19 protein-coding genes are annotated in these 26,335 nt (G+C 69.0%); 15 read left to right on the forward strand and 4 right to left on the reverse strand.

Going from position 1 to position 26,335, the window contains the following annotated elements; all coding sequences use genetic code 11:
* Positions 1-376 (reverse strand): hypothetical protein (locus AB0F43_RS23740; protein WP_360480668.1); only part of this gene is annotated, 376 nt, incomplete at its 3' end.
* Between AB0F43_RS23740 and AB0F43_RS23745 the strand changes: the two genes are divergently transcribed.
* The 9 genes from AB0F43_RS23745 to AB0F43_RS23785 all read left to right on the forward strand — a co-directional run bounded on the left by AB0F43_RS23745 (position 375) and on the right by AB0F43_RS23785 (position 14,032).
* Positions 375-4,469 carry a toxin glutamine deamidase domain-containing protein gene (locus tag AB0F43_RS23745; protein ID WP_360480671.1) on the forward strand — a complete coding sequence of 1,365 codons (4,095 nt, stop codon included), beginning with the start codon at positions 375-377 and terminating at the stop codon, positions 4,467-4,469. The two genes, AB0F43_RS23740 and AB0F43_RS23745, sit on opposite strands and share 2 nt — an antisense overlap.
* Complete coding sequence (locus AB0F43_RS23750) at positions 4,463-4,990, forward strand: hypothetical protein (RefSeq protein WP_360480674.1); 528 nt, start codon at positions 4,463-4,465, stop codon at positions 4,988-4,990. Before AB0F43_RS23745 ends, AB0F43_RS23750 begins: the two co-directional genes overlap by 7 nt.
* A 192-nt stretch (positions 4,991-5,182) precedes the next feature.
* Positions 5,183-5,521 (forward strand): hypothetical protein, encoded by a 339-nt coding sequence (locus tag AB0F43_RS23755; RefSeq protein ID WP_360480677.1) that lies wholly within the window; start codon positions 5,183-5,185, stop codon positions 5,519-5,521.
* 14 nt (positions 5,522-5,535) lie between these two features.
* Positions 5,536-5,841, forward strand: a complete 306-nt coding sequence (locus tag AB0F43_RS23760) for a hypothetical protein (protein ID WP_360480660.1) — start codon at positions 5,536-5,538, stop codon at positions 5,839-5,841.
* 94 nt (positions 5,842-5,935) lie between these two features.
* Positions 5,936-6,310, forward strand: a complete 375-nt coding sequence (locus AB0F43_RS23765) for a DUF6507 family protein (protein WP_360480680.1) — start codon at positions 5,936-5,938, stop codon at positions 6,308-6,310.
* On the forward strand, positions 6,307-6,582 hold the full coding sequence (locus AB0F43_RS23770; protein ID WP_360480683.1) for a hypothetical protein: 276 nt from the start codon (positions 6,307-6,309) through the stop codon (positions 6,580-6,582). The genes AB0F43_RS23765 and AB0F43_RS23770 overlap by 4 nt, the downstream gene beginning before the upstream one ends.
* A gap of 62 nt (positions 6,583-6,644) precedes the next feature.
* Complete coding sequence (locus tag AB0F43_RS23775; RefSeq protein WP_360480686.1) at positions 6,645-13,229, forward strand: hypothetical protein; 6,585 nt, start codon at positions 6,645-6,647, stop codon at positions 13,227-13,229.
* Positions 13,223-13,750 carry a hypothetical protein gene (locus tag AB0F43_RS23780; protein ID WP_360480688.1) on the forward strand — a complete coding sequence of 176 codons (528 nt, stop codon included), beginning with the start codon at positions 13,223-13,225 and terminating at the stop codon, positions 13,748-13,750. The genes AB0F43_RS23775 and AB0F43_RS23780 overlap by 7 nt, the downstream gene beginning before the upstream one ends.
* Positions 13,751-13,756: 6 nt before the next feature.
* Positions 13,757-14,032, forward strand: a complete 276-nt coding sequence (locus tag AB0F43_RS23785; RefSeq protein ID WP_360480690.1) for a hypothetical protein — start codon at positions 13,757-13,759, stop codon at positions 14,030-14,032.
* A gap of 99 nt (positions 14,033-14,131) precedes the next feature.
* Here the strand turns inward: AB0F43_RS23785 and AB0F43_RS23790 are convergent, their stop codons facing one another.
* A complete protein-coding gene (locus tag AB0F43_RS23790) occupies positions 14,132-15,013 on the reverse strand; it encodes a hypothetical protein (RefSeq protein WP_360480693.1) in 882 nt (293 codons plus the stop codon).
* 101 nt (positions 15,014-15,114) lie between these two features.
* On the opposite strand from AB0F43_RS23790, the gene eccCa reads away from it, so the two are divergent.
* The 6 genes from eccCa (at position 15,115) to AB0F43_RS23820 (ending at position 24,393) form a co-directional block, all read left to right on the forward strand.
* The gene (gene eccCa, locus AB0F43_RS23795) at positions 15,115-19,134 is read left to right on the forward strand and encodes a type VII secretion protein EccCa (protein WP_360480697.1); all 4,020 of its coding nucleotides are present in this window, start codon (positions 15,115-15,117) and stop codon (positions 19,132-19,134) included.
* A 118-nt stretch (positions 19,135-19,252) separates the two neighbouring features.
* Positions 19,253-19,657, forward strand: coding sequence for a hypothetical protein (locus AB0F43_RS23800; RefSeq protein WP_360480700.1), 405 nt, complete (start codon positions 19,253-19,255; stop codon positions 19,655-19,657).
* A gap of 1 nt (position 19,658) precedes the next feature.
* Positions 19,659-20,708, forward strand: coding sequence for a DUF6177 family protein (locus tag AB0F43_RS23805; RefSeq protein ID WP_360480703.1), 1,050 nt, complete (start codon positions 19,659-19,661; stop codon positions 20,706-20,708).
* Positions 20,709-20,733: 25 nt separating this feature from the next.
* Positions 20,734-22,056, forward strand: coding sequence for a type VII secretion integral membrane protein EccD (gene eccD, locus AB0F43_RS23810; RefSeq protein WP_360480705.1), 1,323 nt, complete (start codon positions 20,734-20,736; stop codon positions 22,054-22,056).
* Between the two features lie 12 nt (positions 22,057-22,068).
* Entirely contained in the window at positions 22,069-23,652 is a 1,584-nt protein-coding gene (locus AB0F43_RS23815) for a hypothetical protein (RefSeq protein ID WP_360480708.1), read from the forward strand.
* Positions 23,653-23,838: 186 nt separating this feature from the next.
* Complete coding sequence (locus AB0F43_RS23820) at positions 23,839-24,393, forward strand: Rieske (2Fe-2S) protein (protein ID WP_360480711.1); 555 nt, start codon at positions 23,839-23,841, stop codon at positions 24,391-24,393.
* A 57-nt stretch (positions 24,394-24,450) separates the two neighbouring features.
* On the opposite strand, the gene AB0F43_RS23825 is transcribed toward AB0F43_RS23820, so the two are convergent.
* The gene (locus AB0F43_RS23825) at positions 24,451-25,674 is read right to left on the reverse strand and encodes a S8 family peptidase (protein ID WP_360480714.1); all 1,224 of its coding nucleotides are present in this window, start codon (positions 25,672-25,674) and stop codon (positions 24,451-24,453) included.
* Positions 25,675-25,821: 147 nt separating this feature from the next.
* Positions 25,822-26,277, reverse strand: coding sequence for a DUF6194 family protein (locus AB0F43_RS23830; protein WP_360480717.1), 456 nt, complete (start codon positions 26,275-26,277; stop codon positions 25,822-25,824).
* Between the last annotated feature and the right edge of the window lie 58 nt (positions 26,278-26,335).

Here is a 26,335-nt window from a genome sequence, read left to right on the forward strand (position 1 = left end):
CGAACAGTCCGGAGACGACGCGCACGCGGGAGACGGACGCGCCGAACAGTCCGGAGACGACGCGCACGCGGGAGACGAACGCGCCGAACAGTCCGGAGACGACGCGCACGCGGGAGACGAACGCGCCGAACAGTCCGGAGACGTCCCGCACACCTGAAACCACGAGCACACCCGAGACGCGCACGCCGGAGACGAACACGTCGAATCCACCGGGTACGACGCGCACGCCGGAGACGAACACGTCGAATCCACCGGGCACGACGCGCACGCCGGAGAGCACTCCGACGACTCCGAGCACGCGGGCGCCCCAGGGCACGCCGCACACTCCGGAACCGGCAGCGCCCAGGAACGTCGACCCCGCAGTACAACCGGTCATGCCGATGCATCCCGGCGTACCCACTCATGTCGGCACGCCCAACACCCCGAACACGCCGCACACCCCGAACACTCGGAACGCACCGACCGGGCCCTGGCTGAACGGGCCGCAGGCGGAGCCGTTCGGCCGGGTGCCGCGGAACCTGTTCCCGTCGTCGCCCGCGCGTCATACGCCGCAGCGTGATCCGAACACGCCGTACGACGCCGGGAACGACCCCAGGTACGACGACCCGCTTGCGCGGCAGGTCGAGATCGACCAGATGAAGCCGGACTACGTGTATCCGTCCCCGAACAAGCCCAGGACCTTGGTCGACATGAACGACCACATCGCGCCGGATCCGTACGACCCGCGCAAGTTCGAGCTGCGGGACGCCGTCGGCGACGATCCGCTCGGCAATCTGGTCAAGTGGGTGCACAAGGTGAACCCGGACAACGGCTTGTCGGATCATTTCAGGATGAATTGTCCGGACGTGTCGCGCGCGCTGTGCGAGATCCTCAACGACGAGCCGCCGCGGCTGGCCGCCGGGAACAGGTTCGCGGCGGGCGAGAGCCCGGACACGACGCTCGAGTGGATGGGCTTGAGGGATGTACCGGCGGCCAACACGTTCGACCGTCCGCAGGGCCTCGACGACGATTGGTCTGTGGATCAAGCGGCGTACCAGAAGGTCCGTGACGCGCTGCAGGGTCGGCCGCCGGGTACTCACGCCAACATCGGCGTGTACTTCACCGACGGCACCGGGCACCGCTTCGCCGCCGTCGTCGACACGGATGGGTCGATGAAGTGGGTCGACGGTCAGCCGTCGGCGGAGGCCCGGAAGTTGCCCGAAGGTAGCCAGAAGCAACTGGACGCGATCCTGAAAGACATGGTCAAGGACAGCAGCCGGGCGCCGCTGGCCAGCCACATCTCGAGGCTCGACTTCGCCATCCGTGAGCGAGGTAAGGCGTGGGAAGGTGTCCCGCGCGGTCTGACCGACCCGCCGGCCCCGCAAACCCGCTTGGGCGCGCCCCGCCCCATCCACGGCTCGCAAACCCCCGACCTGCCGGACAGCTCGCACACACCGGATGTTCCGGAGGTCCCGCGCACGCCAGATGCGCCGGAGAGTCCGCGCACGCCACAGAGCTCCGGTACGCCGGGAGATTCGCACCAGCCGTCGATCGCGGAGCGGCTGAACCCTGAGGGCGACGGGATCAGCCGTGATGAGTGGGATCTGACGGAGCTCGTCCCGCCGTCTGCCCGCCCGCCGGAGCCGCACACGCCGGAGCCGCACACGCCGGAGCCGCACACGCCGGAGCCGCACACGCCGGAGCCGCACACGCCGGAGCCGCACACGCCGGAGCCGCAGACGCCGGAGAGTGCACATCAGCCGGAAACCCCGGAGGGCGTGCGTGAGCCGGATGCACCTGAGCGCGACGGGATCGCGCCGGCGACGCACACGTCGGAGGCGTTTGCTCCGGTGCCGCGTGCTGCGGGCGATCCCGGGGCTGTCGAGGTGCCGGGTAGGCCAGGTGAGCCGGACCGTCGGCCGTTTGCGGGGTCGGAGTTGGCCGACCGGAGGTTCGAGGCGTCCCCAGAGGACGCCGCGGCGTACCGCGCCACGCTTGGCTCTGTCTCGTTCAACAGGGAGAAGTTGCAAGATCAGCGGATACGCGGCGCGCAGCAGCCCGGCGCTCGCATGGACGACTTGGAGATCACCGCCCTGGACGAGATGACGGGGCCCAAGCACGAGGCGATCAACGCGAAGTTCCGGGCGGGCGACCCAAGTGTCGAGCGGGACCCGTTGGTTCGCATGGCGACGTCGGCGATGAACAAACTGCCCGACTTCAAGGGGACGATCTACCGCGGCATACCCTTCCGCACGGAGGCGGAACTGAATGCGTTCCTGGACCGGTACATACCCGGCAATGCTGTCTCGGAGCCGGCGTTCACACACTCGGGCAAGACAGTTGAGGACGGGGTGGCTTGGAGCGGCTCCAATAACATGTTCGCAGGCAGGGTGGTACTCCACATCGAGGCGCAGCACGCCAAGGACATGTCTTTCCTGCGCGAGCCGACCGCGGGTATCGACGAAGTCATGCACCCGCCGCACACCACCTTCTATCCGACCGAGAAGTGGCAGGACTCGGAGGGAAGATGGCACCTGAAGGTCCGTGACTACCGTGACCCGGCAGACGTGCCAGTCGGCGATGGGCCGTCGCACCCCCAGCCGGACACTCATCCGGGCCAGCCGGAGGCGCCGGACACGCGGGCGTATCAGCAGCCCCGTCAGTACGACGGGCAGCAGCCGCCTCCTCCTGGGCAGCCGTCGGTTCCGTATGGTTCCGGCCCTTCGCAGCGACCGGCGGATCCGTCTGGTTCCGCGGATTCGCAGCGGCCGGTGGACCCGTTCGCTCAGCCGGAGGTGCAGTACAGGCCTCCTCAGCCGGGTAACCAGCCAGGGCAGTTGTTCGGGCCAGGAAAAGGTCAGGCGCCGTACCAGCACGCGTCGCCGGAGCAGTCCTTCGGACCGGGCCACGGGCAACCAGACTCGCCCGATGGCCCACCCCAGCAGCCGCCCTTCCCGCCACAGCACTCACCGCAGCCGGGGCAGCAACCGTTCCCACCCCAGCACCAGCCGGGATCGCCGTACGGTCCGCCGGGGTCGCCGTACCAACACCCGGGGCAGCCGGATCCGTATGCGCCGCCGCGTCAGCCGGACCCTTACGGTCCGCCGTCGCAGCATCCGGGGCAGCAGTCGTTCCCACAGCACCATCCGGGTCAGCCGTACGGGCCGCCGCATCAGCACCCTGGGCAGCCAGGGTCGCCGAGCGAGCCGCCCGGGCCGTACCAGCAGCCCAGTCAGTACGACGGGCAGCAGCCGTACCCGCAGCATCAGCCGGAGGGTTCCTACCCGTCACACCAGCAGGCGGGGCAACCGCCGTACCAGCAGCACGTTCACGATCCCGGGGAGCGTCCGCCGGAGTACAACCCGGGGCAGCAGCCGCCGGACTATCAGCCGCCCTGGCATGAGGCGGGACAACCGCCGCGCCAGCCGGAGGGTCAGTTCCCGCCGCATCAGCACCCGGGGTTTGACCCGACGCAGCCGGAGCCGCCGCAGCAGTTTGGCGGTCAGCCGTGGCAAGGGGTGCCGGAGCAGGGTGGGCAGCCGCCACACCCAGGCCAACAGCAGGAGCCGGGCTACCACCCCGAGCAGCACCAGCAGCCGCCGTACCAGGGGTTCGGGCCGCAGGGGCGCGGCCCGTACGGAGCTCCGCACCCGCCGGAGTCGCCGTACGGTCAGCCGGACCAGTACCAAGGCCAGCACCCGGAGCAAGGTGGGCCTCCTCAGCAGTACGGCGGCCAGCCGCAGTCGTACGGGTCACAGCCGGAGCCGTACAGATCAGCGGAACCCTATGGGTCACCGGATCCCCAAGGGTCAGTGGATCCCGATTCGTCAGTGGGTCCCAACGGATCGGTGGAGCAGCCGGACGGTTCGATTTCACGATGTCCGAACTCGGACTTCCCGGTCGGAGAGCCGACGTACCGCGATTTCGTCGCCGATCCGGGGACACCGAAGTGGGTGGAAGATTTCTACATGAACATGCGCACCAGGACGGACGACGTTCCGAAGGTCGCCGAAGCGGCTGGGCTCGACCCCGCCCTGGTGGAGGTGGCGAAGCGGAACGTCTTCGTGAACACGCATGACGTCGCAATCGGTCCGGGTGACCTGCGGCACGGCTACTTCACTCCCCTTGAGCAGATCGCCGATCTGTGGAAGGGGGCGATGGAGGGGGCGCTCGAAGGCGAGCCGAAGAAGATCAACGAACTGCGGTCCCTGATCGCGCACGAGTATGTGGAGGCGAAACTGCTCGAGGCCGGAGTGCCGTACAACTACGCCGACCCGAATCTGTACGACGACGACGGCGGTTATCCCGACAATCTCGAGAACGCGGGTGCACATGCCGCCGCACCTTTGTCACTTCAGGGCAACAAGATCGACCTGCTGCGACACTGGCAACGAAAGCTCGGGCTGACTCCGCCTGAAGGTGGTCTTGCGCCTGATCTGTCGAACTTGGACGAGGTCGTCCGGATCGCGAAGGAAGGTTTGGAATGGTGACCGACACGGACGCCGCGGAGCGCATGGTCGAGCGCCTCCTCGCGGTGAAGTGGGACGATGACGCGGTCGACGCGCACCAGCGGTCCCGCTCACGGTTGACGCGTGAGTTCCTCCGGCGTACGGCACAGTGGGCGCAGGCGGTCGGAGCGACAGAGGGATGGCCGTTCAGCGATCTGGCCGGCGCGCTGGATCCGGAGGTTGCCGTCGATCCGGCGCTGCTGGCGAGGCTCGAGATCGACCCGGAAGCCGACGCGCCGTTCCCGATCCGGCCGGAGATCGCCGCGGCGATCGTGCGGTGGGCGGCGCTCGGGGACCTGCCTCGGCAGCGGTTCCCGGAGTTGGACGATCCGTACGAGCCGATGCTTGCGCTGTTCGATCGGGGCGGCGCCTATTCGCTGTCCCACGGATTCATCGAATTGGGCTCAGGCACGTTCCCGATCCGGTCGCTGGCCGAACGCGCTGTGCTCGCCCCGGTGCCGATCGACGACGCAACGCTGGCCAAGCTGGACCACGAGGGCTGAGGCGACGGTCGGCGCGCTGTTGGATAGCTCACACTGATTGGTGGTTGACTGGGGCAACTAAATTCGAGGTGGTTGGTACGTGATCCTTTCGATCCTGGTCGAAAGGATCACAGGCGTGTCGTGCCGCTGGGGGAATGACCCGTAGCTCCGACTATCGTGATCGTGGCGCAACCAGACCTCGAAGGAGAGACAGTGACCGGACGCTGGGACATGGGCCAGGACACCCTGAGCCAGTTGAGCAAGAAGACCTCGACCGGGACCCAGGACCTCGGCGGCCTGGTCAAGCAACTGGTCGCGGCGGCGGAGCCGCTCGAAGGCAAGATGAGTGGTGCCGGCAAGCAGATGTTCGACTCTTTCAAGGCCAACGTCGACGGCATTGCCGCTGACCTGAACGCCGGGCTCGCGGCCATCAATGAGGGCCAGTCCGGTATGGACGCTGCCTTCCGCACCGGTGACACCGAGATGGCCGACACCGCGAAGAAGAACACGGCCGCGGCTGACTTCAATGCCGCCAAGTTCGGCAAGCGCTGAGAGAGGAGTCGACGATGGCTAACCGCAACAGCTATGACACTGCTGCCTCGGGCGAGGTGCAGTCGACCATCAACAGCCTCTCGGGGCAGATCTCGAGCCTGATCGCGACGCACAAGCAGAACGTGACGGCGGCGCTGTCGGACGCGTCTGCCAGCGGCGTGACCGAGAACTACCGCGCCGTCGAGGACCGCTTCGACGCCGCGGCCGAATCGACACTGGCGATCATCGATTCGCTGAAGTCGACACTCGAGGCTAACGATGCAACGGCCGCCGCGACCTTGAAGAAGGCATCCGATGCCGTCGATGGCATCGGCGGCTGACCCGACCCCGGATCTTCACGGCCCTGGACGTCTCCCGAACATGGGGGTGCGTCCAGGGCGGTTCTGATACGTGCGACAGATCTGAGGAGGGACAGTGGACTGGGACATCGACGTCCAGGGCGTGACCAAGGTGCTCACCGACACGGCGACCGAAGCGGAGCCGTTCAACGGGTTGGCGACGACGTACGGCGAGAACCTGAAGGCCATCATGGAAGGCCTGAACTACGACGCCTTCATGGTCGTCGCGGCGGCCGTCGGTGAGTACTCCCAGCACTGGGCGCCGACGTTGGAAGCCGCGGCGACGCAGGTCACTGCCTCGATGGAAGGTGCGCAGAACGCCGTCAAGGCCTACATGGGAGGTCAGGAAGAGATGGCCATGAACGCGCAACAGGCCGCGGCGAACGGGGAGGTCCCGGACCCGCCGGGCACACGAGAGACGAAGCCGACCGGGGAGAACATCGCGGTATGACCGATCAACAGCCGGTGCCGGAAGAGGTTGCCCAGGCGGCGCGGGTGCGGCTCGCTGAGTGGCTGACTGCTCAGGCGCCGCGGCCTGAGTTGGGTGCAACGCCGGAGGAGTTGGCGGACTGGACGGCGTACCAGGCGGAGGAGTATGTCGTCCTGGTTCCGCCTGGTTATGCGAATCAGTTGTTCCTGGTGGCTGATCACGGCATCAGTTCGTTCGCGCCGAGTTCGCAGACGCTCGAGCAGGCGATGGTGGCGGCCCGTCCACAGTCGTGACAGTGGCCGCGCCGTACCAGACGTATTCGTTGACCCAGCGTGTGACCGAGGACTGAACTGACATGATCAAACCGGAAGGCATTCCGATCACGGAGCTGAACAACGTGGTCAAGGCCCTTGACGAGAACGTGTCGGAGCTGAGCGGCCTCGGTCAGCAGTTCAGCGACATGGGTGACGGCATCCACAACACCTTTCAGGGGCTGAACGAGGTCTACCAGGCGCCCGAGCGGGAGCTGCTGGTCGGATCGACGAAGAAGATCCAGGACAACCTGACCAAGTTCGGCCCGAGTCTGCCGGCGATGGCGGGGCACCTGACCACCCTCGCCGACGCGGTGCGCACCAAAGTGGGCACGCTGGACGACATCCGGGAAGAGGCCTACCAGTGGCATCGCCGCAAGGACGGCAACCCCGAGTGGCAGAACGATCAGGACATGATCGACGACAACAACCGGATGGTCCAGGACGTCACCCGGATCATGACGGAGGAGTTGCCGGATCTCTGCTTCACCGCTGCCAACGAGATCGTCAAGCTGCACGGAGGTAAGACCTGGGACCCCGAGACGGGCCTGCGCGAAGGTGAGAAGCCGCCCGAGCCGCCGGAGAACCAGGAGGAGCCGCCGCCGCCCGCGTGGGGGACGGAAGAGGAACGCGACAAGCCGCTCTGGCAGGACATCATCGAGTTCCCGGGCAACGTCCTCCTCGGTGTCGTCACCGTTCTCGGTGAGACGGTCGAGAGCATCCTGACGCTGGTGCCGGTGCTGCCGCTGCTGGACATGATCCCCGGCTTCTCGGAGACGATGAAGGACTGGTTCAACTGGGACGTCCCGACCTGGAAGGACTTCGGTAACTCCTGGAAGGGCCTGGGCATCTTCGCCGGGCAGATCCTGACGGCTCCGAGCCAGCTGGTGGCGTGGGGCGCCGAAGCCCTCTTCGGCATCGAGCGGCCCGAATGGCTCAAGGAGTGGAGCGAGACGGGCCTGGCCATGGGCGAGGGGATGCTCAAGGGTTTCGTCGCCTGGGACGAATGGTCGAAGAACCCGGGCAAGGCGTTCGGGATGGCGCTCACCAACATCGTCGCCACCGTCGCCTCCGGCGGCTCGGCCGGCGCGGTCAAGACCGCGGCGCTGGCCGGCAAGTTCGGAGCCGCGAGTGCGGCGGTGGCGAGGGTCGCGAAGGTGGCCGAGTTCGCGCAAACGACGCGGATCACCGTTCACAACGCCGCCCTCGGTGCGGCGATGAAGATCCCGAAGGTCAGCGATGTGATCTCGGGAATGTCGAAGATCCCGGTCGTCGGCGATACCTTCAAGGTCCAGGGCCTCCCAAAGGTCGACGTGACGGTGGACGTGGACACTCCGGACCTCTCCGGCACCTCGCACCCCTCGGTGGACAGCCCGTCCGTGGACAGCCCATCCGTGGACAGTCCTTCGGTGGACAGTCCGACCCTGGACAGTCCGTCGGTGGACGCGCCCGACGTCGACAGCACCCCGAGTGCCGACGCGCCGTCCCACACAGGTCCAGGTACGACGACACCGCTGTCACACGCCGATTCCGGGACGACACCCGGTACGACTCCGGTCTCGCACGCCGATCCAGGCACCGCTCCCGGCCCGACGACTCCCGTTTCGCACACGGATCCCGGCACGACGTCGCCGGGTACGCGTACGCCGGATTCGACCACGACGCCGGACACGCGTACGCCGGATTCGACCACGTCGCCGGGTACGCGTACCCCGGAGTCGCAGACCACCCCGGGCACTCGCACGCCTGACTCGACGACCACGCCGGGCACGCGAATCCCCGAGACGAACGCGCCGCGCACGCCGGAGACGTCGCGCACTCCGGAGACCAACGCACCGCGCACGCCGGAGACCGCGCGCACGCCGGAGACGAACGCACCGCACACTCCAGAAACCTCGCGCACGCCGGAGACGTCGCGCACGCCGGAGACCAACGCACCGCGCACGCCGGAGACCGCGCGCACGCCAGAGACGAACGCACCGCACACTCCAGAAACCTCGCGCACGCCGGAGACGTCGCGCACGCCCGAGACGAACACGCCGCGCACGCCGGAGACGTCGCGCACTCCGGAGACGAACGCGCCGCGCACGCCGGAGACGTCGCGCACTCCGGAGACGAACGCGCCGCGCACGCCGGAGACGTCGCGCACGCCGGAGACGAACGCGCCGCGCACGCCGGAGACGTCGCGCACGCCGGAGACGAACGCGCCGCGCACGCCGGAGACGTCGCGCACTCCGGAGACGAACGCGCCGCACACACCGGAGACGTCGCGCACGCCGGAGACCAACGCGCCGCGCACGCCGGAGGGCACTCCGACGACTCCGAGCACGCGGGCGCCCGAGGGCACGCCGCATACGCCGGAACCGGCGGCTCCCAGGAACGCCGACCCCGCGGTCCCGCCGGTCATGCCGATGCATCCCGGCGTACCCAGTCATGCCGGCAGCACGCCCAACGTTCCTGGCACCCCGCACGGCACCCCCAGCGCGCCCAACACGCCGGGGCAGCCCAACACCCCGAGGACGCCGCCCGACGGCGGGAACGACCCCAGGTATGACGACCCGCTTGCGCGGCAGGTCGAGATCGACCGGTTGAAGCCGGACTATGTGCAGCCGGCGCCGAACAAGCCCAGGTCTTTGGTCGATATGTACGACCACATTCCGCCGCACCCGATGGATCCGCGCATGTTCGAGCTGCGGGACGCCGTGGCCGACGATCCGGTTGGCAACGTGCTGAAGTGGGTGCACAAGGTGAACCCGGACAATGGGTTGTCGCCGCACTATGGGATGAACTGTCCGGACGTGTCGCGCGCGCTGTGCGAGATCCTCAATGGCGAACCTCCGCGGCTTGCGGCCGGTAACAGGTTCGCGCGGGGTGAGAACCCGGACACGACGCTGGAGTGGATGGGCTTGCGGGATGTCCCGGCGGCCAACAAGTTCCAGCGTCCGCAGGGCCTCGACGACGATTGGTCTGTGGATCAAGCGGCGTACCAGAAGGTGCGTGACGCACTGCAGGGCCGGCCGGTGGGTACTCACGCCAACATCGGCGTGTATTACGTCGGCGGGGGTGGGCACCGCTTCACCGCGTACGTCGACACGGATGGGTCGATGAAGTGGCTGGACGGTCAGCCGTCGGAGGCGGCGCGCAAGTGGCCCGAGGGCAGCCGCGAGCAGTTGGCCCAGATCCAGCGCGACATGGTCAAGAACAGCGGCGATGTGCCGTTGGCGACCCATATCCAGCAGCTCGACTTCGCCGTCCGTGAGCCGGGCGGTCGGTGGGAAGGCGTCTCGCGGACTCCGGCCGACCCGCCGGCGTCGCAAACTCGCTTCGGCGCGCCTCGCCCCATCCACGGCTCGCAAACCCCCGACCTGCCGGACAGCTCGCGCACACCAAATGTTCCGGAGGTCCCTCGCACGCCAGATGCGCCGGAGAGTCCGCGCACGCCACAGAGCTCCGGTACGCCGGGAGATTCGCAGCAGCCGTCGATCGCGGAGCGGCTGAACCCTGAGGGCGACAGGCCCACCCGCAGTGACTGGGACGACCTGACGGAGCTCGATCCACCGTCCTCTCGTACGCCGGAGACCGGTGCGCCCGAGGCCGGTGGGATCGGCCGAACGCTGGACGACCTGACGGAGCTTCATCCGCCGTCTTCTCGTACGCCGGGGGCGCCGGAGAGCCGGGTGCCGGAGGCTGCGGATGGGCACACGCCGGACAGGCGCATGCCGGGGACGCCGGAGAGTCGGGCGCCTGAGAGTCGCGTGCCGGAGTCGCCGGAGGTGCGGGCACCGGATGGGCGTCCGCCGGAAGCGCCGGAGAGCCGGGTGCCGGAGAGCCGGGTGCCGGAGAGCCGGGTGCCGGAGGGTCCCTTGAGGCGGGTGCCGGGGGCGCGGTATGCGGGGTCGGAGTTGGCGGACGGCGACTTCCGGGCTTCGCGTCGGGATGAGGATGAGTTCCTGCGTACGGCGGGGTCGTACAACCCGGACGAGATGCGGCTGCACCGGGAACGTGGCCGGGAGCAGCTCGGCGACGGGATCGACGAGCTGACGGACGTCGACATCCGTGCGATGGAGAAGTTGTTGAAGATGGACCACCAGGACATCAACAACGACTACCGGGCGGGTGACCCGACCGTCGAACAGCGGCCGATCGTCCGCGTGGCGGCATCGGCGATGAACAAGATGCCGGATGCGGTGGGGGAGATCCACCGTGGCCTCAGCTTCGACACACCGGAGGAGCTGGCGGCGTTCCTGAACCGGTACGAGCCCGGTGGTGCCGTGAACGAGGCGGCATTCACCCACTCGGACAAGGATCTGGACGGCGCGAAGATCTTCGGGCGGGATGTGATTCTGCACATCGATGCCCGCCACGGTAAGGACATGACGTTCCTGCGCGATCCGCACAACGGCGCCAAGGAAGTCATTCATCCGCCGCACACGACGTTCTATCCGACTCGGCGGTGGCAGGACGAGGACGGCAAGTGGCATGTCGAGATGCGTGACTACGGCGGGCCGGTGGAGATTCCGCCTGGCGAGCGGCCGGAGCCGGTCGTCGTAGAGCCGGACGCCGGGCGCTCGTACTGGGCGCAACACGCTGCGAACAGCCACTCGCCGGGGACGTCTCAGACTCCCTGGCAGCCGGCGGCGCCGTCTGGTCAGCCGGACTACGGGCCACCATCGGACTGGTACCAGCAGAATCAGCAGCCAGCGCACCCGCAGCAGCCGGCCTACCACCCGGGTCAGCAGCCACCTGCTTCACAGCAGCCGGTGAACCCGTACAACTCCGGTCAGCCACAACAGCAGTTCGCTGCGGGGCAGCCGGAGCAGCCCTTCGGTCCGGGACAGCCCCAGCAGAACTACAGCCCGGGGCAGCCGGAGCGGTCCTTTGGTCCGGGGCAGCCTGGGGCGCCGTACGCGCCGCAGCAGCCGGGGTATCACCCGGGGCAGCAGTCACGTCCGGCCGGGCAGCCGCCGTACGAGGTGCCTGAGCCGTACCGGCAGCCAGGTCAGCCGCCGCATCAGCAGCCGCAGTACCCGGGGCAGCAGCCGCAGCCGCCGTACCCACCGCGTCAGCCGGACGCGCCGTACCAGCAGCCGGGGCAGCCGCCGCATCAGCAGCCGGGATACCAGCCGGGGCAGCCGTACGGGCCGGGGCAGCGGCAGCCGGGGTACCCCGGTCAGCAGCCGCATCAGCCTGGGCAGCCGCCGTACGGCCAACCGCACCCCCAGCCGGGGCATCACCCGGGTCAGCAGCCGGCGGCACCGCACTACCCGGAAACGCACCCGTTGCGGCAGCCGGAGTCGCCGTACCAGCAACCCGGGCAGCCGCCTCACGGTCCGCATCCGCAACCGGGGCAGCCGCGCCACCAACCTGGGCAGCCTCACTCGCCGTACGAGTCGCCTCATCCGTACCGGCAGCCGGAGCAGCAGCCGGGCCTCGGCCCCGGGCATCAGCACCCGCAGCAGCCGGGTTACCACCCGGGGCAGCAGCCGAACCAGCAGTACGGTCCGCCGCACCAGCAGCCGCAGCAGCCGGGAAACCACCCGGGGCAGCAGCCGAACCAGCAGTACGGTCCGCCGCACCAGCAGCCGCAGCAGCCGGGCTACGAACCGGGGCACCAGCCGTATGGTTCGCCGTACCAGCAGCCGCAGGCACCGCACCAGCAGCCGGGGCAGCCCTACCCGCCGCGTCAGCCGGAGTCGCCGTACCCGCAGCCGCATCAGCAGCCGGGGCAACCGCCGTACGGACCGCCGCACCAGTACCCGGGCCAGCAGCCGTATGGGCAGCCGCATCAGCCGGGGTCGTTCGGGCCGAGGCAGCAGCCCGGGCCGTACGCTCGGCACACGCCGGACCAGCCGGAGCACGCGCAGCCGCCGCGACAAGGTGGACAGCCGTCGCAGCCCTACCAGGGTGGTCAGCCGCTGCAGCAAGGTGGACAGCCGCCGCAGGGTGGGCAGCCTCAGCAGCACGGCGGCCAGCCGCAAGGTCAGGCGGCCGGTTCGGTGCCCGAGGGCAGGTCGACCGCGAGCGAGCGGAATGCCGGGTACGAGGTGCGGGAGCCGGAGGGCAGCGAGTTCGTCTCCAGGGACACGCCCAAGGCGGAAGCGGCGTACCGGCGCATCCGGGACATGACCGACGACGTTCCGAGGATCGCCGAGGAGCTCGAGCTCGATCCCACCGTGGTCGACGTGGCGAAGCGGAACCTCTTCGTGAACAAGCACGATGTTCCGGTCGGTCCGGGGGAGATCGTGCGCGGCAACTTCACGGCTGACGAGTACACCGCTGACCTGTGGAAGGCGGCGATGAACGGAACGTTGAAGGCCCCGAGCGAGGTCAACGAGGTGCGGTCTCTGATCGCTCACGAGTACGTGGAGGCCAAGCTGATGGCCGCCGGCGTGCCGTACACCTACGCCGAGCCGCATTTGTGGGACCCGGTGGACGGCTACGGTGACACCCGCGAGCACGCAGGTGCGCATACGGTGGCACCACGGTCGCTGCAGGCCACCCCCAACCTCGAGTTTCTGTTGGGGCACTGGGAAGATCTCGGCCTGACCCCGCCTCCTGGGGGTCTCGCGCCCGATCTGTCCAACCTGGATGACATCGTCCGAAGAGCAATGGAAGGGATGGGATGGTGACCGACACAGCCGCGGCCGAGCGCATGGTCGACCGCCTCCTGGCCGTGCGATGGGACGAGAGTGCGGCGCGTGCACATCGGCGTTCTCGTGGCCGGCTGACGCGTGAGTTTCTCCGGCGTACGGCGCAGTGGGCGTTGGCCGTGGGCGCGGAGGAGGGCTGGCCGTTCAGTGATCTCGCGGGGGCTCTGGATCGGGAGGTTGCCGTCGATCCGGCGCTGCTGGCCAAGCTCGAGATCGACGGGGCGACCGTGGGCGGGTTTCCGATCCGGCCGGCGCACGCTGCCGTGATCGTGCGGTGGGCGGCACTCGGGGATCTGCCGCGGCAGCGGTTCCCGGAGTTGGACGATCCGTACGAGCCGCTGGTCACGATGGTCGGCCGGGGTGGCGGCTATTCGGTGGCGAAAGGGTTCATCGAGCTCGGTTATGGCTCGTTCCCGATCGGTTCGGTGGCCGAGCGGGCTGCGCTGGAACCGGTGCCGATCGACGAGGCCACGCTTGACCAGGCGGACCAGGGGAGCTGAGCGCGAGTGTCGGGGAGCTACGGGACGCAGGTCATCGAGTCGGTTGCTGTTCGGCGGCGGCGGTTGCGGGAGGCCTGGCTGTTCGGGGCCGAGCGGGCCAAGAACACGTTGAACGAGCAGACTGGCAAGGTGCTCGCGAGTGTGATGATCGGTGCGGTTGCGTGTGCGGGGTGCGCGGGTGTGTCGTACTTCAAGTCGGCGCAGGCCAAGGAGAAGCAGAACCAGCAGCCCATGCCGACCGCGACCACGTCCGGGCCGGTCAGCCCATCGCCGTCGAAGTGAGCGACACCGCTGCGGCGGAACGGTCGGTGTCGGAGCGCGGTGGGCTGAACCGAAGCCGATCGACGAGGCGACGCTGGACGCGCTGGATCGGGAGAGAAGCTAGCGGCCGAAGAGGTGACGCAGCCAGGTCCTGCGCGGCTGGGGTTTCAACGCAGCCGGGAGTACGGCGGTGGGCGGTGTGGCCAACGTGACCGGGACCTGGACCATCTGGTCGCCCTGGAGCCAGTAGAGGTCCGGCGAGCACTGGTCCGGCGCGCCGCGGTAGCTCTCGGCGATCCATTGGGCGAGGGCGTCGGCGCGGGCCTGGCCGGCGTCGGCGGGGCAGTAGGCGACGGTGCTCAACCGCGGTACGCCGAGCAGCACTCCTGCACCTATCGATGCCTGGGGCAACAAATTCTCCCGGTCGACGATCGCCATCGACACCAGCGGGTCGCCGTCGCGGGTGAGCACCGAGAACCCGTCGTGCTCCTGTGGCTCCAGGTCCGCGATCTCGGCCAGGCTGAGCCGGACCGGTGACGGTACGCCGGGGTCCCCGAGCCCGAGCATCGACCGCCGTACGACGGTCAGCCGCCGGAGCTCGTCGCCGGTCCGGATGAACACCACGACCTCGAAGTGATCCCCGAACGGCAGCAGGGCGTCGGCGACCGGGCCGGCGGTGCGCGCCGACCAGCCGCGCTGGACGAGTAACGCACGCTGCCGTTCCGCGACGTCGCCGTACCGGTGTTCCTCGGTGGCGAGCTCACCCTCGGCGACGACGGCGCGCAGCCAGGCCTCGATCTGCTCCGGCCACCGCTGCTGTGGTAGCTGCAGGCAACGATCGACGATCTCGCCGACGCCCACCACCGCGGACATCTGCAGCCCGCCCCGGCCCCAGCCGACCTCGACCGTCCGTTCCGCGGTGTCCACCACGCAGCCCGGCAGCCAGATCGGCGCCATCTCCGCGATCATTTCGACCACGGTGGAATCGTCTGTGCTTGTCATCCGATGACCTCACCCACCATTACAGTGTCTCGCACGTCCGTCGGTAAGAAGTACGAAGTCCCCCGCACAACCGCGGGCTGGTCCAGCGGAGGAAAACCTTAGTGGCAAGCCGGATCGTGCACCGCCCGGCGCGACGCACACCTGCCCCCGGGGTGCAGCAGCAGCGCGTGATCGAGCCCGCGCCGTCCCTCGGCGGAGGTGGAGGCGGTGGGGGCGGCAATGCGATGCAGATGCTGTTGCCGATGGTCGGCAGCGTCGGCTCGGTCGCGATGATGACCATGGGCCGGTCCGGCCCGATGGTGATGGTCGGGATCGGGCTGCTCGGGCTCACCCTGATCGGCTCGATCGGCGGCATGCTGAGTTCCCGCAGCAAGGGCGGCAAGGACCGCAAGCACCAGCGCACTCGCTACCTGGACTACCTCGAGCGGATGCGGGACGACTTCTCGAAAGAGGAGCGCACGTCCCGGGCTCAGGCGCTCGAACTGAACCCGCCGCCGGACGCTCTGCTCGACTGTGTGACGGACGTCTCCCGGCTGTGGGAGCGGCGTCGTACCGACAGTGACTTCCTGCAGCCGCGCTGCGGCAGCGGCCGGGTGCCGGTGGTGCCTGCGGTCGTGGGCGCGGGAGGTTCCGCGATGGAGCCGCCGGACCAGTTCATGATGGCCGAGGCGAACGCGCTGGTACGGCGGTTCACGCTGATGCCGGACATGCCGCTGACCGTGCCGTTGGACCACGTCGGCAACGTCAGCATCGTCGGGGACCGCGAGGGCGTCGTCCGGGTGGCTCGTTCGCTGCTCGTGCAGACCGCGGTGTTCCAGGCGCCGGAGGACGTCAAGCTGGCGGCCGCCTTCCCGCGGGCCGCGCTGCCGGACTGGCACTGGATGAGCTGGCTGCCACACGTCCAGGACCCCGAGCGCAAGCAGGGCCCGATTCCGTTCCGGCGGATCGCGGAGACTCCTGAGGAGCTGTCGCAACTGCTCGCGGACGATCTGGGCGAGCGGGTCCAGTGGGCGACCGAGTCCCGGCGTGGCTCGGTGAACTTCGAGGACCGTCGCCGGCTCACCCAGCGGCTGCTCGTGCTGCATGACACGTACGGCGACGTGGCCGCCGAGGTCCGCCCGCAGGCCGACGACTCGCTCGTCCCCGGGGAGCTCGGCGTCACCGTCCTGCACCTGGTCGCCGACCGTCTCCAGGAACCGAGCTCGGTGACCATGCGGATCACGGTGTTCGGCGACGAGATCCGGGTCGAGGATCTGCGCGGCCAGTACCCGATGGTCGCCAGCGGCCAGGTGGACCGGATGGAAGCCCCGATCGCCGAAGGCATCGCCCGTGAGCTGGCGCCGCTGCGGTTGTCCGCGGAGTCGCTGGAGGAGGACGCGCAGCGCGACAACGTCGACTTCATGGGCCTGATCGGCATCACCGACGTCGCCCAACTGGACTTCAACCACCTGTGGCAGCCGCGTCCTGATCGGGCTTTCCTGCGGGTCCCGCTCGGGGTCGACGACAACGGCGGCATCGTGCTGGTCGACCTGAAGGAGTCGGCCCAGCTCGGTATGGGGCCGCACGGTCTGATCGTCGGTGCGACCGGTTCCGGTAAGTCCGAAGTACTGCGGACAATGGTGCTGGCGCTGCTGGCCACGCACACCCCTGACGACCTCGCCTTCGTGCTGGTGGACTTCAAGGGTGGTGCGTCGTTCGCGCCGTTCGAGGGGGTCCCGCATGTGGCCGGCATCATCACCAACCTGCGGGACGACGCGAGCCTGATCGAGCGCGCGTACAAGAGCCTGGAAGGTGAGGTGGAGCGTCGCCAGCAGGTGCTGAAGGATGCCGGCAACAAGGCGAACATCACCGACTACCGGCTGCAGCGCGAGCAGCAGCCGGACCTGCCGCCGCTGCCGCACCTGTTCGTGATCATCGACGAGTTCGGCGAGCTGCTCACCGAGCGGCCGGACTTCATCGACCTGTTCCTGTCGATCGGCCGGATCGGCCGGTCCATCGGTGTCCACCTGCTGCTGTCCAGCCAGCGGATCGAGGCCGGCAAGTTGCGCGGTCTGGAGACCTACCTGTCCTACCGGCTGGGTCTGCGAACCTTCTCCGAGGAGGAGAGCCGGACGGTGCTGGACACGCCCGATGCGTTCCACTTGCCGCCGCTGCCCGGGTTCGGCTTCCTCAAGGTCGACACGAGCGTGTACCAGCGGTTCAAGGCAGCCTACGTTTCCGGGCCGTACGTCGCTCCGTCCGGAGAGGTCGTCGAGGACGAGGGCGCGGATGTCCGGCCGCTCGCGTTGGCGCCGTACCAGCAGTCCGAGGCGGAGCTGCAGGCGCAGCAGCCGGTCGAGGCGAAGGCGACCGAGCGTACGACGGGGCCGACCGAGCTGGAGGTGTTCGTCGACCAGGTGCGCCGTACGGCCCAGCCGGTGTTGAAGATCTGGCTGCCGCCGCTTCCGACGGCCTGCACCCTGGACGGTCTGGCCGGCCGCGCCGACTTCGTCGACGGGCGCGGACTGCAGTTGTCGGTGCGCGCCCCGCAGATGAAGCCGCCGGTCGGTGTGATCGACGACCCGAGTAACCAGCGCCAGGAGGTCTTCCGGCTGGACCTGACCCGGGCCGGTGGTCACGCGGCGATTGTCGGCGGTCCACAGTCCGGCAAGACGACCGCGCTGCGGACGCTGGTCACCTCGTTGGCTCACACGCACACCCCGCAGGAGGTCGCGATCTACGCGCTCGACCTGGCGGGCGGCGGCATGCAGGCGCTGGCGGAACTGCCGCACGTCGGCGGCGTCGCGCTGCGCACCGACCGGGAGCGGATCCGCCGGACGGTCGAGGAGATCCGCGCGATGATCGATCACCGTGAGCGGGTGTTCCGCAACCACACGATCGACACGATGGAGGCGCTCCGCAAGGACCACGCCGAGGGCCGGATCCCGGAGCTGCCGACGGCGGACGTCGTCCTGGTGATCGACAACTTCGGTGCGATCCGGACCACGTTCGACGAGCTGGACGAGCCGATCACCGACGTGCTCCAGCGCGGCAGCAGTTACGGCGTACACGTGGTGACGTCGATGATGCGCTGGAACGACGTCCGGATGCAGAACCAGGCGATGTTCGGCACGATGCTCGAGTTGCGGCTGAACGACCCGACGGACTCCAACATCGACCGGCGGCTGCAGGAGGTTCTGCGCAAGGCCGGTCCGGGCCGGATGCTGGTGCCGGGCAGCAAGCTGTTCGCCCAGTTCGCGCTGCCGCGAGTGGACGGCGTCGCCGCCGACGAGGACCTGGCCGAGGTGCTCGAGGCGCAGGCTATGTCGGTCCGGTCGACCTGGCAGGGGCCGCGGGCGCCGCAGATCCGGATCCTGCCGCTGAAGCTGCCGCGCGACCAGGTGGCCGACGAGGTTCGACAGTCGGCCGTCGTCCCGATCGGGGTGGACGAGCGGGCGCTGGCGCCGGTGTATCTGGACCTGGCCGGCCGGGACAGCAACCTGGTGGTGTTCGGCGACAGCGGCTCCGGCAAGACCAACCTCGTCCGGCTGATCGTCCAGCAGCTGATCGAGCGGCACAAGTCGGACCAGCTCGTGTTCGCGGTGATGGATCCCCGGCGCGGTCTGCGCGAGTACGTGCCGGAGGAGTACGTCGGTGGCTACGCGCCGACCGGCCGGGTCGCTGCCGGTCTGGCCGCCGGGGTGTCGCAGGAGCTGGCGAAGCGGATGCCGGACGACACCGGCGCGATTCCCGAGGCCGGCCAGGGTGGGCCGCGGATCGTCGTACTGGCGGATGACTACGACCTGCTGACGTCGGGCGGGCAGTCACCGATGGACCCGTTCCTCCCGTACGTCGCCTCCGGCCGGGACATCAAGCTGCACTTCATCGTGACCCGGCGCGCCTCGGGTGCGTCGCGGCAGATGTACGAGCCGTTCATGTCCGCGGTGCTCGAATCCGGAGCGGCCGGGCTGGTGCTGTCCGGTGACCGCAGTGAGGGACAGCTTTTCACCGGTGCGCGCCCGGGCGACTACCCGCCCGGCCGTGGATTGTTCGTACGACGGGGCGACGGACCACAGCTGGTCCAGACAGCGCTGGCCGACCAGGCCCAGGCCGCCAGCCAGAGCAGCGGAGGAACGACATGACAGTGCACATGGCCGGGCCTCCGGCACCGCCCGGGTCATGGGGCTTTGACTCCCGACCTTCCCTCGTCGCTCCAGTCGCTTCGCTCCTTCCACTCCTCAGTCCAGGCCGGGAGGCCCCATGACCTACGACCTTGTGGCACTCGTGGACGGGCGCCCATCGAGCGACGACGTCCTGGCGGGCCTGGCGGCCGCGGGGGAGGACCTGGGCGTCCGCGCGGTGAGCGGCGGTGCCGTGATCCAGCTGTGCGACAACGAGAACCTGCCATTGGTGTCGGTCGAGCTCCCGCTGCTGATCCAGGTGCCGGGTGAGGTGGAGCGGATGCTCGGGGCCGCGGTCGGCTCTGTGGAGACACCTGCCTGGTGGGTGGAGATCCGGGCCACGGCTCGCGACGGCGCTCGTGAAATCGCGCAGCAGTACGCGAACACTTTGATCAGCCGGCTCGGTGGCAAGGTCTGGACGTCGGAAGGGGTCGAGACACCCCGGATCGAGACACCGCAGGGCGCGAACGAGGGAACCGACTGAGATGCCGAACGAACTGGTCTTCAGTCCGGGCGTCGACCTGATCACCGACAAGGTCGCCGTCGTCATGCAGGACCGCCCGGTGATCGGCATGTCGGCCTGGCTCAGCGACGCACTGACGTCGGCGAAGGCGGCCGGGCGCGACGTGCAACTGGTCACGCCGAAGAGCTCCACGCTGACCTGGCCGGTCCGCTCGACGTTGTTCACCGGCCCGTACTCGAAGTGGGTGGTCACGGGCTCGGACGGCGAGTACTTCGACGGGTTGAACGGCGTCCAGCTGAAATGGAACGGCGACCTGTTCATCGCGCGGTCGCCGGTCAAGCCGGGCGAAGAGAATTCGGACCTGCACCCGGACTACGTCGTCCAGGAGCAGCCGTTTGCCCAGCTGCAGTTGACCGTGCGGGTCCGGCACAAGCCGGTCGCGAGCCTCGTGCTCGGCCGGGTCGCCGAGCGGCTGTTCACCGCGACCACCGGGAGCGGACCGGCCGGCTGGGCGACGTCGGAGCCGGTCACCCAGCCCTGGAGCCCGGAAGCGCTGACCGAGTACTGCCGGGGCCGGGCGCCGCAGCGGACCTGGCTGATCCTCGCGGGGCAACCGGGGGCGGAGTTCAAGCCGGCGCTCGGCACCCTCGAGGCACGCCGGGTCCAGTCGGGGCTGGACGAGACCCTGACGCTCGCCGTCGCCCAGCCCGGGCTGGACTTCCCGGACGCGAACAAGGTCGGCCAGTGGATCGACGAGATCGCCGACAACTTCGAGCTGATCTCCGCAATGGTGATGGGGTCGTACGGCGCAGCCGACGGCACGTACCAGCCGCGGTTCGCCGGGATGGCCTCGCCGATCGGGGTCGCCGCCGGAAACGAGGCGGTCCGGGCGTCCAGTGTCGCGGAGATGGTGAAGGTCGACGGGATCAGCCGGGCGATGGCGATCGGCCCGGCGCACGCACCCGCGATCTGGTACCCGATCGGGGACGGGCGCAGCCCGCGGGACTGGCAGAAGTACGCGACTCTGATGAAGAAACTCATCCCGGCCGACGCGCCGGCGGGCAAGCGGTGACGAACGAACTGAAGCGAGGACGTGGATGAGCATCTACAGCCGGGTCACGGTGATCGGGCAGCGGAAGCGGATGGATGCTGTGCTGCCCGCCGACGAACCGCTCGGCGTGCTGCTGCCGGACCTGCTCCGGATGCTGGAGGAGCCGCTGCAGCAGACCCCGCAGCGCCACTTCCTCACCACCGCGACCGGCGTTCTGGTGCCGCCGGAGGGGACGCTCGCGTCGGCGCAGATCATCGACGGCGCCGTGCTGCGGCTGGCCTCCGAGGGCGAGTTGCCGCCACCCCCGACCGTGTACGACGTGACCGAGGAAGCGGTCGAGGACCTCAAGCGCCGCGGGTCGACCTTCAAGCCCGCGCACCGGCGGATCCTGGCCGGCGCCGGGCTGGTGTTCTCGGTCATTGCCGGCGCGATCTCGCTGCTGGTCGCCGCACCGAACGTGCTGACCGGCGCGATCCTGCTGGTGCTGGCAGCGATCTGTGCGTTCATCGGGATCGCCCTCGGCCGGTCCGGCAACAAGGTGGTCGCGATCCCACTGGTCACGGTGGCGACCGTCGTCCTGGCGTTGACGACTGCCTTCTGGGCACTGGACGCGGGCTGGGAGCTCGGGCTGGTGATCACCGTCGGCGCGCTGTGCCTGGCGTTCGGCCCGATGTTCTACGCCGCTGCCGGCGTTGCCGGTGGTGGCGTGGTCGCGGGTGCGACGGCGATCCTGTTCGTGGCGGTGTGGATGATCGGCGCCGGCACCGGTCTCGGCGCGGATCGCAACGGTGCGCTCGCCGCTTTGCTGGCCGTGCTGTTGCTCGGTCTGCTGCCGCGGCTGGCGCTGGCGTTGTCCGGCCTGTCCGGTCTGGACGACCGTCGTGCCGCCGGTCAGGAGATCATGCGCGGCGACGTGCAGAGCGCGCTGAACGCCGCGCACCTCGGCCTGGCCTTGGCCGTGGTGCCGATCGCTCTGTCGTCCGCGGTGGCCGGGATCATGCTGCTGCGCCAGGGCGGGGCGTGGTCGGTGGCGCTGGCACTGGTCCTGGCGTTCCTGCTGGCCTCGCGGTCGCGGCTGTACCCGTTGGTGAGCGAGGTCGCCGTACTGTTCGCGGCCGCGTTCACGATCGTGTCGGGGTGTGTGCTGATCGCGGCGGCCAACGGTCAGGGCGGCGCGTTCATCGCGCTCGGGCTGCTGGTGCTGGTGGCGATGTTCTGCGCCTTCGGTCTCAGTTTCGCACCGGCGGAGCATGTCCGTGCGCGGCTCACGCAGCTGCTCGACTATCTTGAGGTCGGGGCGATCATCACGACGGTCCCGCTGGCGCTGGGAGTGTTCGGCGTCTACTCCAACCTGCTGAACGCGTTCTGACGACCGGATGGAATGACTGAATCGAACTGGCAGGGTGACATGCTGCGCCGGATGGCGGAGCAGTCACCGGCCAAAGACCCGGACCGCCCGGACACCCCGCCCGCACCGGCTCCCGCCGGGGCGGGCGATCCTGCCACGCCTCCTGCACCACAGCAGCAAGGCCCACCACAGCAGGGTGTTCCGCCGCAGCAGGGTGCTCCGGGGCAGCAAGGTGCTCCGCCGCAGCAAGGGCCGTATCAGCAGCAGTACGGGCAGCAGCCGCCACCGCCTCCTGCGCAGTACCAGCAGCAGCCTTATCAGCAGCCGCAGTACTCGCAGGAGCAGTACCCACAGCAGTACCCGCCCCAGCAGCCGTATCCGCCGGAGCAGTACGCGCCCCAGCCGCTGTACCCTCCGCAGGAGCAGCAGCCGTATCCGCAGCAGGAGCCTTATCCTCCGCAGCAGGGGTACCAGCAGCCGCCGCCGTACCAGCCGGGGCCGTACGACCAGCAGCAGTACGCTCCGCCGCCACCGCCGTATGAGCAGCAGTACCCGCCGCAGCAGGGCTACCCACCGCCGCCACCTCCGCCGTACCAGCCTGCGCCGTATGAGCAGTACCCACCGCAGCCGGCGCGCCAGCAACCCCCGCCGTACGAGCAGCCGCCCCCGTACTACCCGGAGCCGCAGTTCGAGGAGCAGTATCTGCCTCCGAACCAGCAGCATCCCGGGCAGATGCCGCATGAGGATCTCTACGAGCAGCCGCCGCGCCAAGAGGCTCCGCCGGCGGTGGCCGCCGGCGGCTGGGGTCAGCCGGCGCCCGCGCAGGACGGCGACTCGGTGTTCCGCCGCTTCCGCCGGATCGCGTCCGAGGCGGCGTACCTGGTTGGTGCCTCGGGCCGGATGCAGCGCGACGTCGACAACATCGCGACCATCCGCCGGCCGATCGCGATCATGCGCCGCGTCGGCGTTCTGAGCCCGGTCGACAACGGCGGTACGTCGACAGTCACCGCACTGCTGTCCACCATGCTCGCCGCACAGCGCTCTGACCGGGTTGTCGCGGTCGACTGCGACCCGGGCGGCGCAGAGCTGTCGCGGCGCCTCGAGTTGTCCGTTGGTGCGGGCCCTATCGAGCGGGTCAGCCTGCTCCGCAGCGAAGGCAACGCAGAGGCAGTCCGTACGACGCTCGCCGAAGCGCAGGGCCAGGGAGCCCGCGATGTCGGGCTTGCCGTGGTCGACTGCCCGGGCGGCCTGTTCGACGAGATCCCGGCAGAGATGGCAGGGACCGGGCACTGTGCGGTCGTGGTGGTGCCGTCGGTGCAGCACGTGGCGAACTACTGCCTGTCGCAGCTCGACCAGCTGACCCCGGACGGCCAGGACGTGCTGCTGACCCGTGGCATCCTCGTCATCACCATGGTCGAGAACGTCGATCCGGCCTCGGTGAACTGGCTGGTCGAGGCCTTCCGGCAGCGCGGCATGGAGCCAGTTGTGCTGCCGTTCGACCTGCACATCGCCCAGTCGTGGCCGCTGCACAGCGAGCAGTTGCAGTCCGACACTCGAAGGACCGTCCTCGAGCTGGCGGCTCGAGTGGTCGAGAAGGTCACCCGCACTGCCACCTGACGCACACCCGGTTCACAGAAAAGCCTCAAATCGGGGTTGAATCCGGCAAAGTTGGTCAAACGCTGAACCGTTCCGGCGATCTGGTCGTTTGATCTGGTATCCGCCCCCGTTTGACCGGGTCGGGTAGAAAGCAAAGAAGCAAAGCGTTCAACTACTTTGACCGGAAGCTCCTGGAGGTCCAGATTCATGAGCGATGACACGATGGCCCCGCCCACCGCACCAGCGGCACCGGAGGCAGCCCCCGCGGCCCACGAGCTGCGCGATCGAAGGTCGGTGCTCCGCTGTGCCGCGATGGTCGCCCTTGCGGGCGCCGGCGCGCCGATCCTCGCCGCCTGTGGCGGGGGAGACGAGGCGGGCTCGGCAGGGACCACAGGGACCAGCCCGGCCCCGGCATCCAGCGCGCCGACCTCGGCCACCAGCTCGGCTCCGTCGTCGAGCGCGCCGGCAGGCGGCACCGTGCTCGGCCCGACCTCGGACGTGCCGGTGGGTGGCGGGAAGGTGTTCACCGAGGCCAAGGTCGTGGTGACTCAGCCGGCCGCGGGTCAGTACAAGGGTTTCTCGGCGGTCTGCACCCACCAGGGCAACCCGATCGGCTCGGTGGAGGGCGGTCAGATCATCTGCCCGTTCCACAACAGCCACTTCAGCATCACCGACGGCAGCCCGGTCAGCGGTCCGGCCAAGACCGCGCTCCCGGCCGTCAACGTCGCCGTCCAGGGCACGAACATCGTCCAGACGGCCTGACGCCGGAACCAGGGAAGAGCCCGGTCTTCGGGGGCCGGGCTCTTCAGGTTCAGCTGATCAGCGCTGGGCGGCCGGGTCGGCCTTCCCGACGTACAGCAGCTTGTTCGGCGAGCCGGTGCCCGGGTCGCCGACCTTGTCCGGTGTGGACGTACCGACCAGAGCGGTCGTCACGTCGGCCGGCTTGGCGTCCGGGTGGTCGGCCAGGTAGAGCGCGATCCCACCGGCCACGTGCGGCGAGGCCATCGACGTACCGCTCATCTTGGCGGCCGACTCCGGGTCGGTGATGCCGACCGACATGACGTCGACACCGGGGGCGAACAGGTCGACGCACTGGCCCCAGTTCGAGAACGAGGCCTTGTGGTCCTGGTCGTCGATCGCGCCGACCGTGATCGCGGACGGCTCCCGGGCCGGCGAGCTGGCGCAGGCGTCCGAGCTCTCGTTGCCGGCGGCAACGGCGAAGGTGATGCCGGCGTCGACCGACGCCTTCACGGCCGCGTCCAGCGCGTCGTCGGCGACACCGCCGAGGCTCATGTTCGCCACCGCGGGCTTCTTCGCGTTCTTGGTCACCCAGTCGATCCCGCCGATGACGGACTCGGTCGAGCCGGAGCCTTTGCAGTCGAGCACCCGGACGCCGAAGACCTTGGCGCCCTTGGCCAAGCCGTACGTCGTACCGGCGATGGTGCCGGCCACGTGGCTGCCGTGCCCCATGCAGTCGACGCCGTTCTGGCCGTCGCCGACGGTGTCGGTGCCGACGGACGCGCGGCCGCCGAAGTCCTTGTGCGCGGCGTAGATCCCGGTGTCGATCACGTAGACGTTCACGTTCTCGGCTGTGCCGGCGGCGGTGAACTTCTTGTCCAGCGGCAGGTCACGCTGGTCGCTGCGGTCGAGTCCCCACGGCGGGTCGTCCTGGCTCACGGTGATCTTCTGGTTCTGCTGGACGAACGCGACCCGCTTGTCACCGGCCAACTTCTTCGCCTGCTCCTCACTCATACTCGCCGAGAAGCCTTTGATCGAGGCGTCGTACTGCTTGCGTACCTTCACGTCGTACGTGCTGGCCAGGTTCTGGTTGGTGGCCCGGATCTCGGCCCGTGTTCGCTGGCCGGCCAGGACGACGATGTAGCTGCCGGGGATCGCGGTCGCGCTGCCGGCACCGCGGATCGTGACACCGGCCTCCGGCGCGGCGGTGCTCCCGCCCGCGGTGGCGACGATCCCGGTGACGGCCAGCGCGGACGCTGCGAACGCTCCCAGCACGGCCCGCGGTCTGCGTACGGATGGGGACATGGGCGGCTCCCTCGAGTCAGCGCAAGGCCCGGTTGCCTCACGCAAAGGTCCTGCCGGTCTACCCTGCGTGACAGGCTAGATTCCGCGCTCATCCCAACCGGGGGTCAGACCAGGCTTATGGGCCAAGCCGCAACACGACTGCAAGGTTCAGCCGGTTTGACGCGCCCGATGCTTGACGTACTTCCGTACGGCGAAGTCGTACGCATCGGCCAGCAGCGGCTCGAGCGGGCCGGCGTCGGTCGGGCAGACGATGCACACCCAGTGCTGTGAGGCGTAGAACGGGTGCGGCATCAGCTTGTCGCGCTCGGCGTAGTCATGCCCGGAGTCCAGCACCCAGTCAGCGTCCCGCTCGGTCGGCACCGCGCCGAACAACGAGGTGTACGTCGCCTTGGTCAAGCCGAGGTTGAGTCGCCAGGCCCCCGGCTCGTCGAGTCGCGAGACCTTCTCGTAGTGGTCACCGGTCACGATCGTGGCCCACGGCTGCTGCCGCTCCGGCGGCAGGTCGGACTCCGGGTCGTACAGGTAGAACAAATCGCCCTGTGCCTCGAGCAGTCGCACCCCGTCGTACCCCCTGATCAGGAGGTCCATCTCCTCAACAGTCATGCCTTCAAGTGTGTCATTGAACTTGCAGTTGAGACTTCGGCGGAATTCCGAGTTTGTC

This window comes from Kribbella sp. NPDC023972, assembly GCF_040639075.1.
Classification (GTDB): domain Bacteria; phylum Actinomycetota; class Actinomycetes; order Propionibacteriales; family Kribbellaceae; genus Kribbella.

Coding starts and splice junctions, on each gene's coding strand:
- AB0F43_RS23745 (WP_360480671.1), top strand. CDS start 375: ATGCCGATGCATCCCGGCGTACCCACTCATGTCGGCACGCCCAACACC.
- AB0F43_RS23750 (WP_360480674.1), top strand. CDS start 4,463: ATGGTGACCGACACGGACGCCGCGGAGCGCATGGTCGAGCGCCTCCTC.
- AB0F43_RS23760 (WP_360480660.1), top strand. CDS start 5,536: ATGGCTAACCGCAACAGCTATGACACTGCTGCCTCGGGCGAGGTGCAG.
- AB0F43_RS23770 (WP_360480683.1), top strand. CDS start 6,307: ATGACCGATCAACAGCCGGTGCCGGAAGAGGTTGCCCAGGCGGCGCGG.
- AB0F43_RS23775 (WP_360480686.1), top strand. CDS start 6,645: ATGATCAAACCGGAAGGCATTCCGATCACGGAGCTGAACAACGTGGTC.
- AB0F43_RS23780 (WP_360480688.1), top strand. CDS start 13,223: ATGGTGACCGACACAGCCGCGGCCGAGCGCATGGTCGACCGCCTCCTG.
- AB0F43_RS23790 (WP_360480693.1), bottom strand. CDS start 15,013: ATGACAAGCACAGACGATTCCACCGTGGTCGAAATGATCGCGGAGATG.
- AB0F43_RS23800 (WP_360480700.1), top strand. CDS start 19,253: ATGACCTACGACCTTGTGGCACTCGTGGACGGGCGCCCATCGAGCGAC.
- AB0F43_RS23805 (WP_360480703.1), top strand. CDS start 19,659: ATGCCGAACGAACTGGTCTTCAGTCCGGGCGTCGACCTGATCACCGAC.
- eccD (WP_360480705.1), top strand. CDS start 20,734: ATGAGCATCTACAGCCGGGTCACGGTGATCGGGCAGCGGAAGCGGATG.
- AB0F43_RS23815 (WP_360480708.1), top strand. CDS start 22,069: ATGACTGAATCGAACTGGCAGGGTGACATGCTGCGCCGGATGGCGGAG.
- AB0F43_RS23820 (WP_360480711.1), top strand. CDS start 23,839: ATGAGCGATGACACGATGGCCCCGCCCACCGCACCAGCGGCACCGGAG.
- AB0F43_RS23825 (WP_360480714.1), bottom strand. CDS start 25,674: ATGTCCCCATCCGTACGCAGACCGCGGGCCGTGCTGGGAGCGTTCGCA.
- AB0F43_RS23830 (WP_360480717.1), bottom strand. CDS start 26,277: ATGACTGTTGAGGAGATGGACCTCCTGATCAGGGGGTACGACGGGGTG.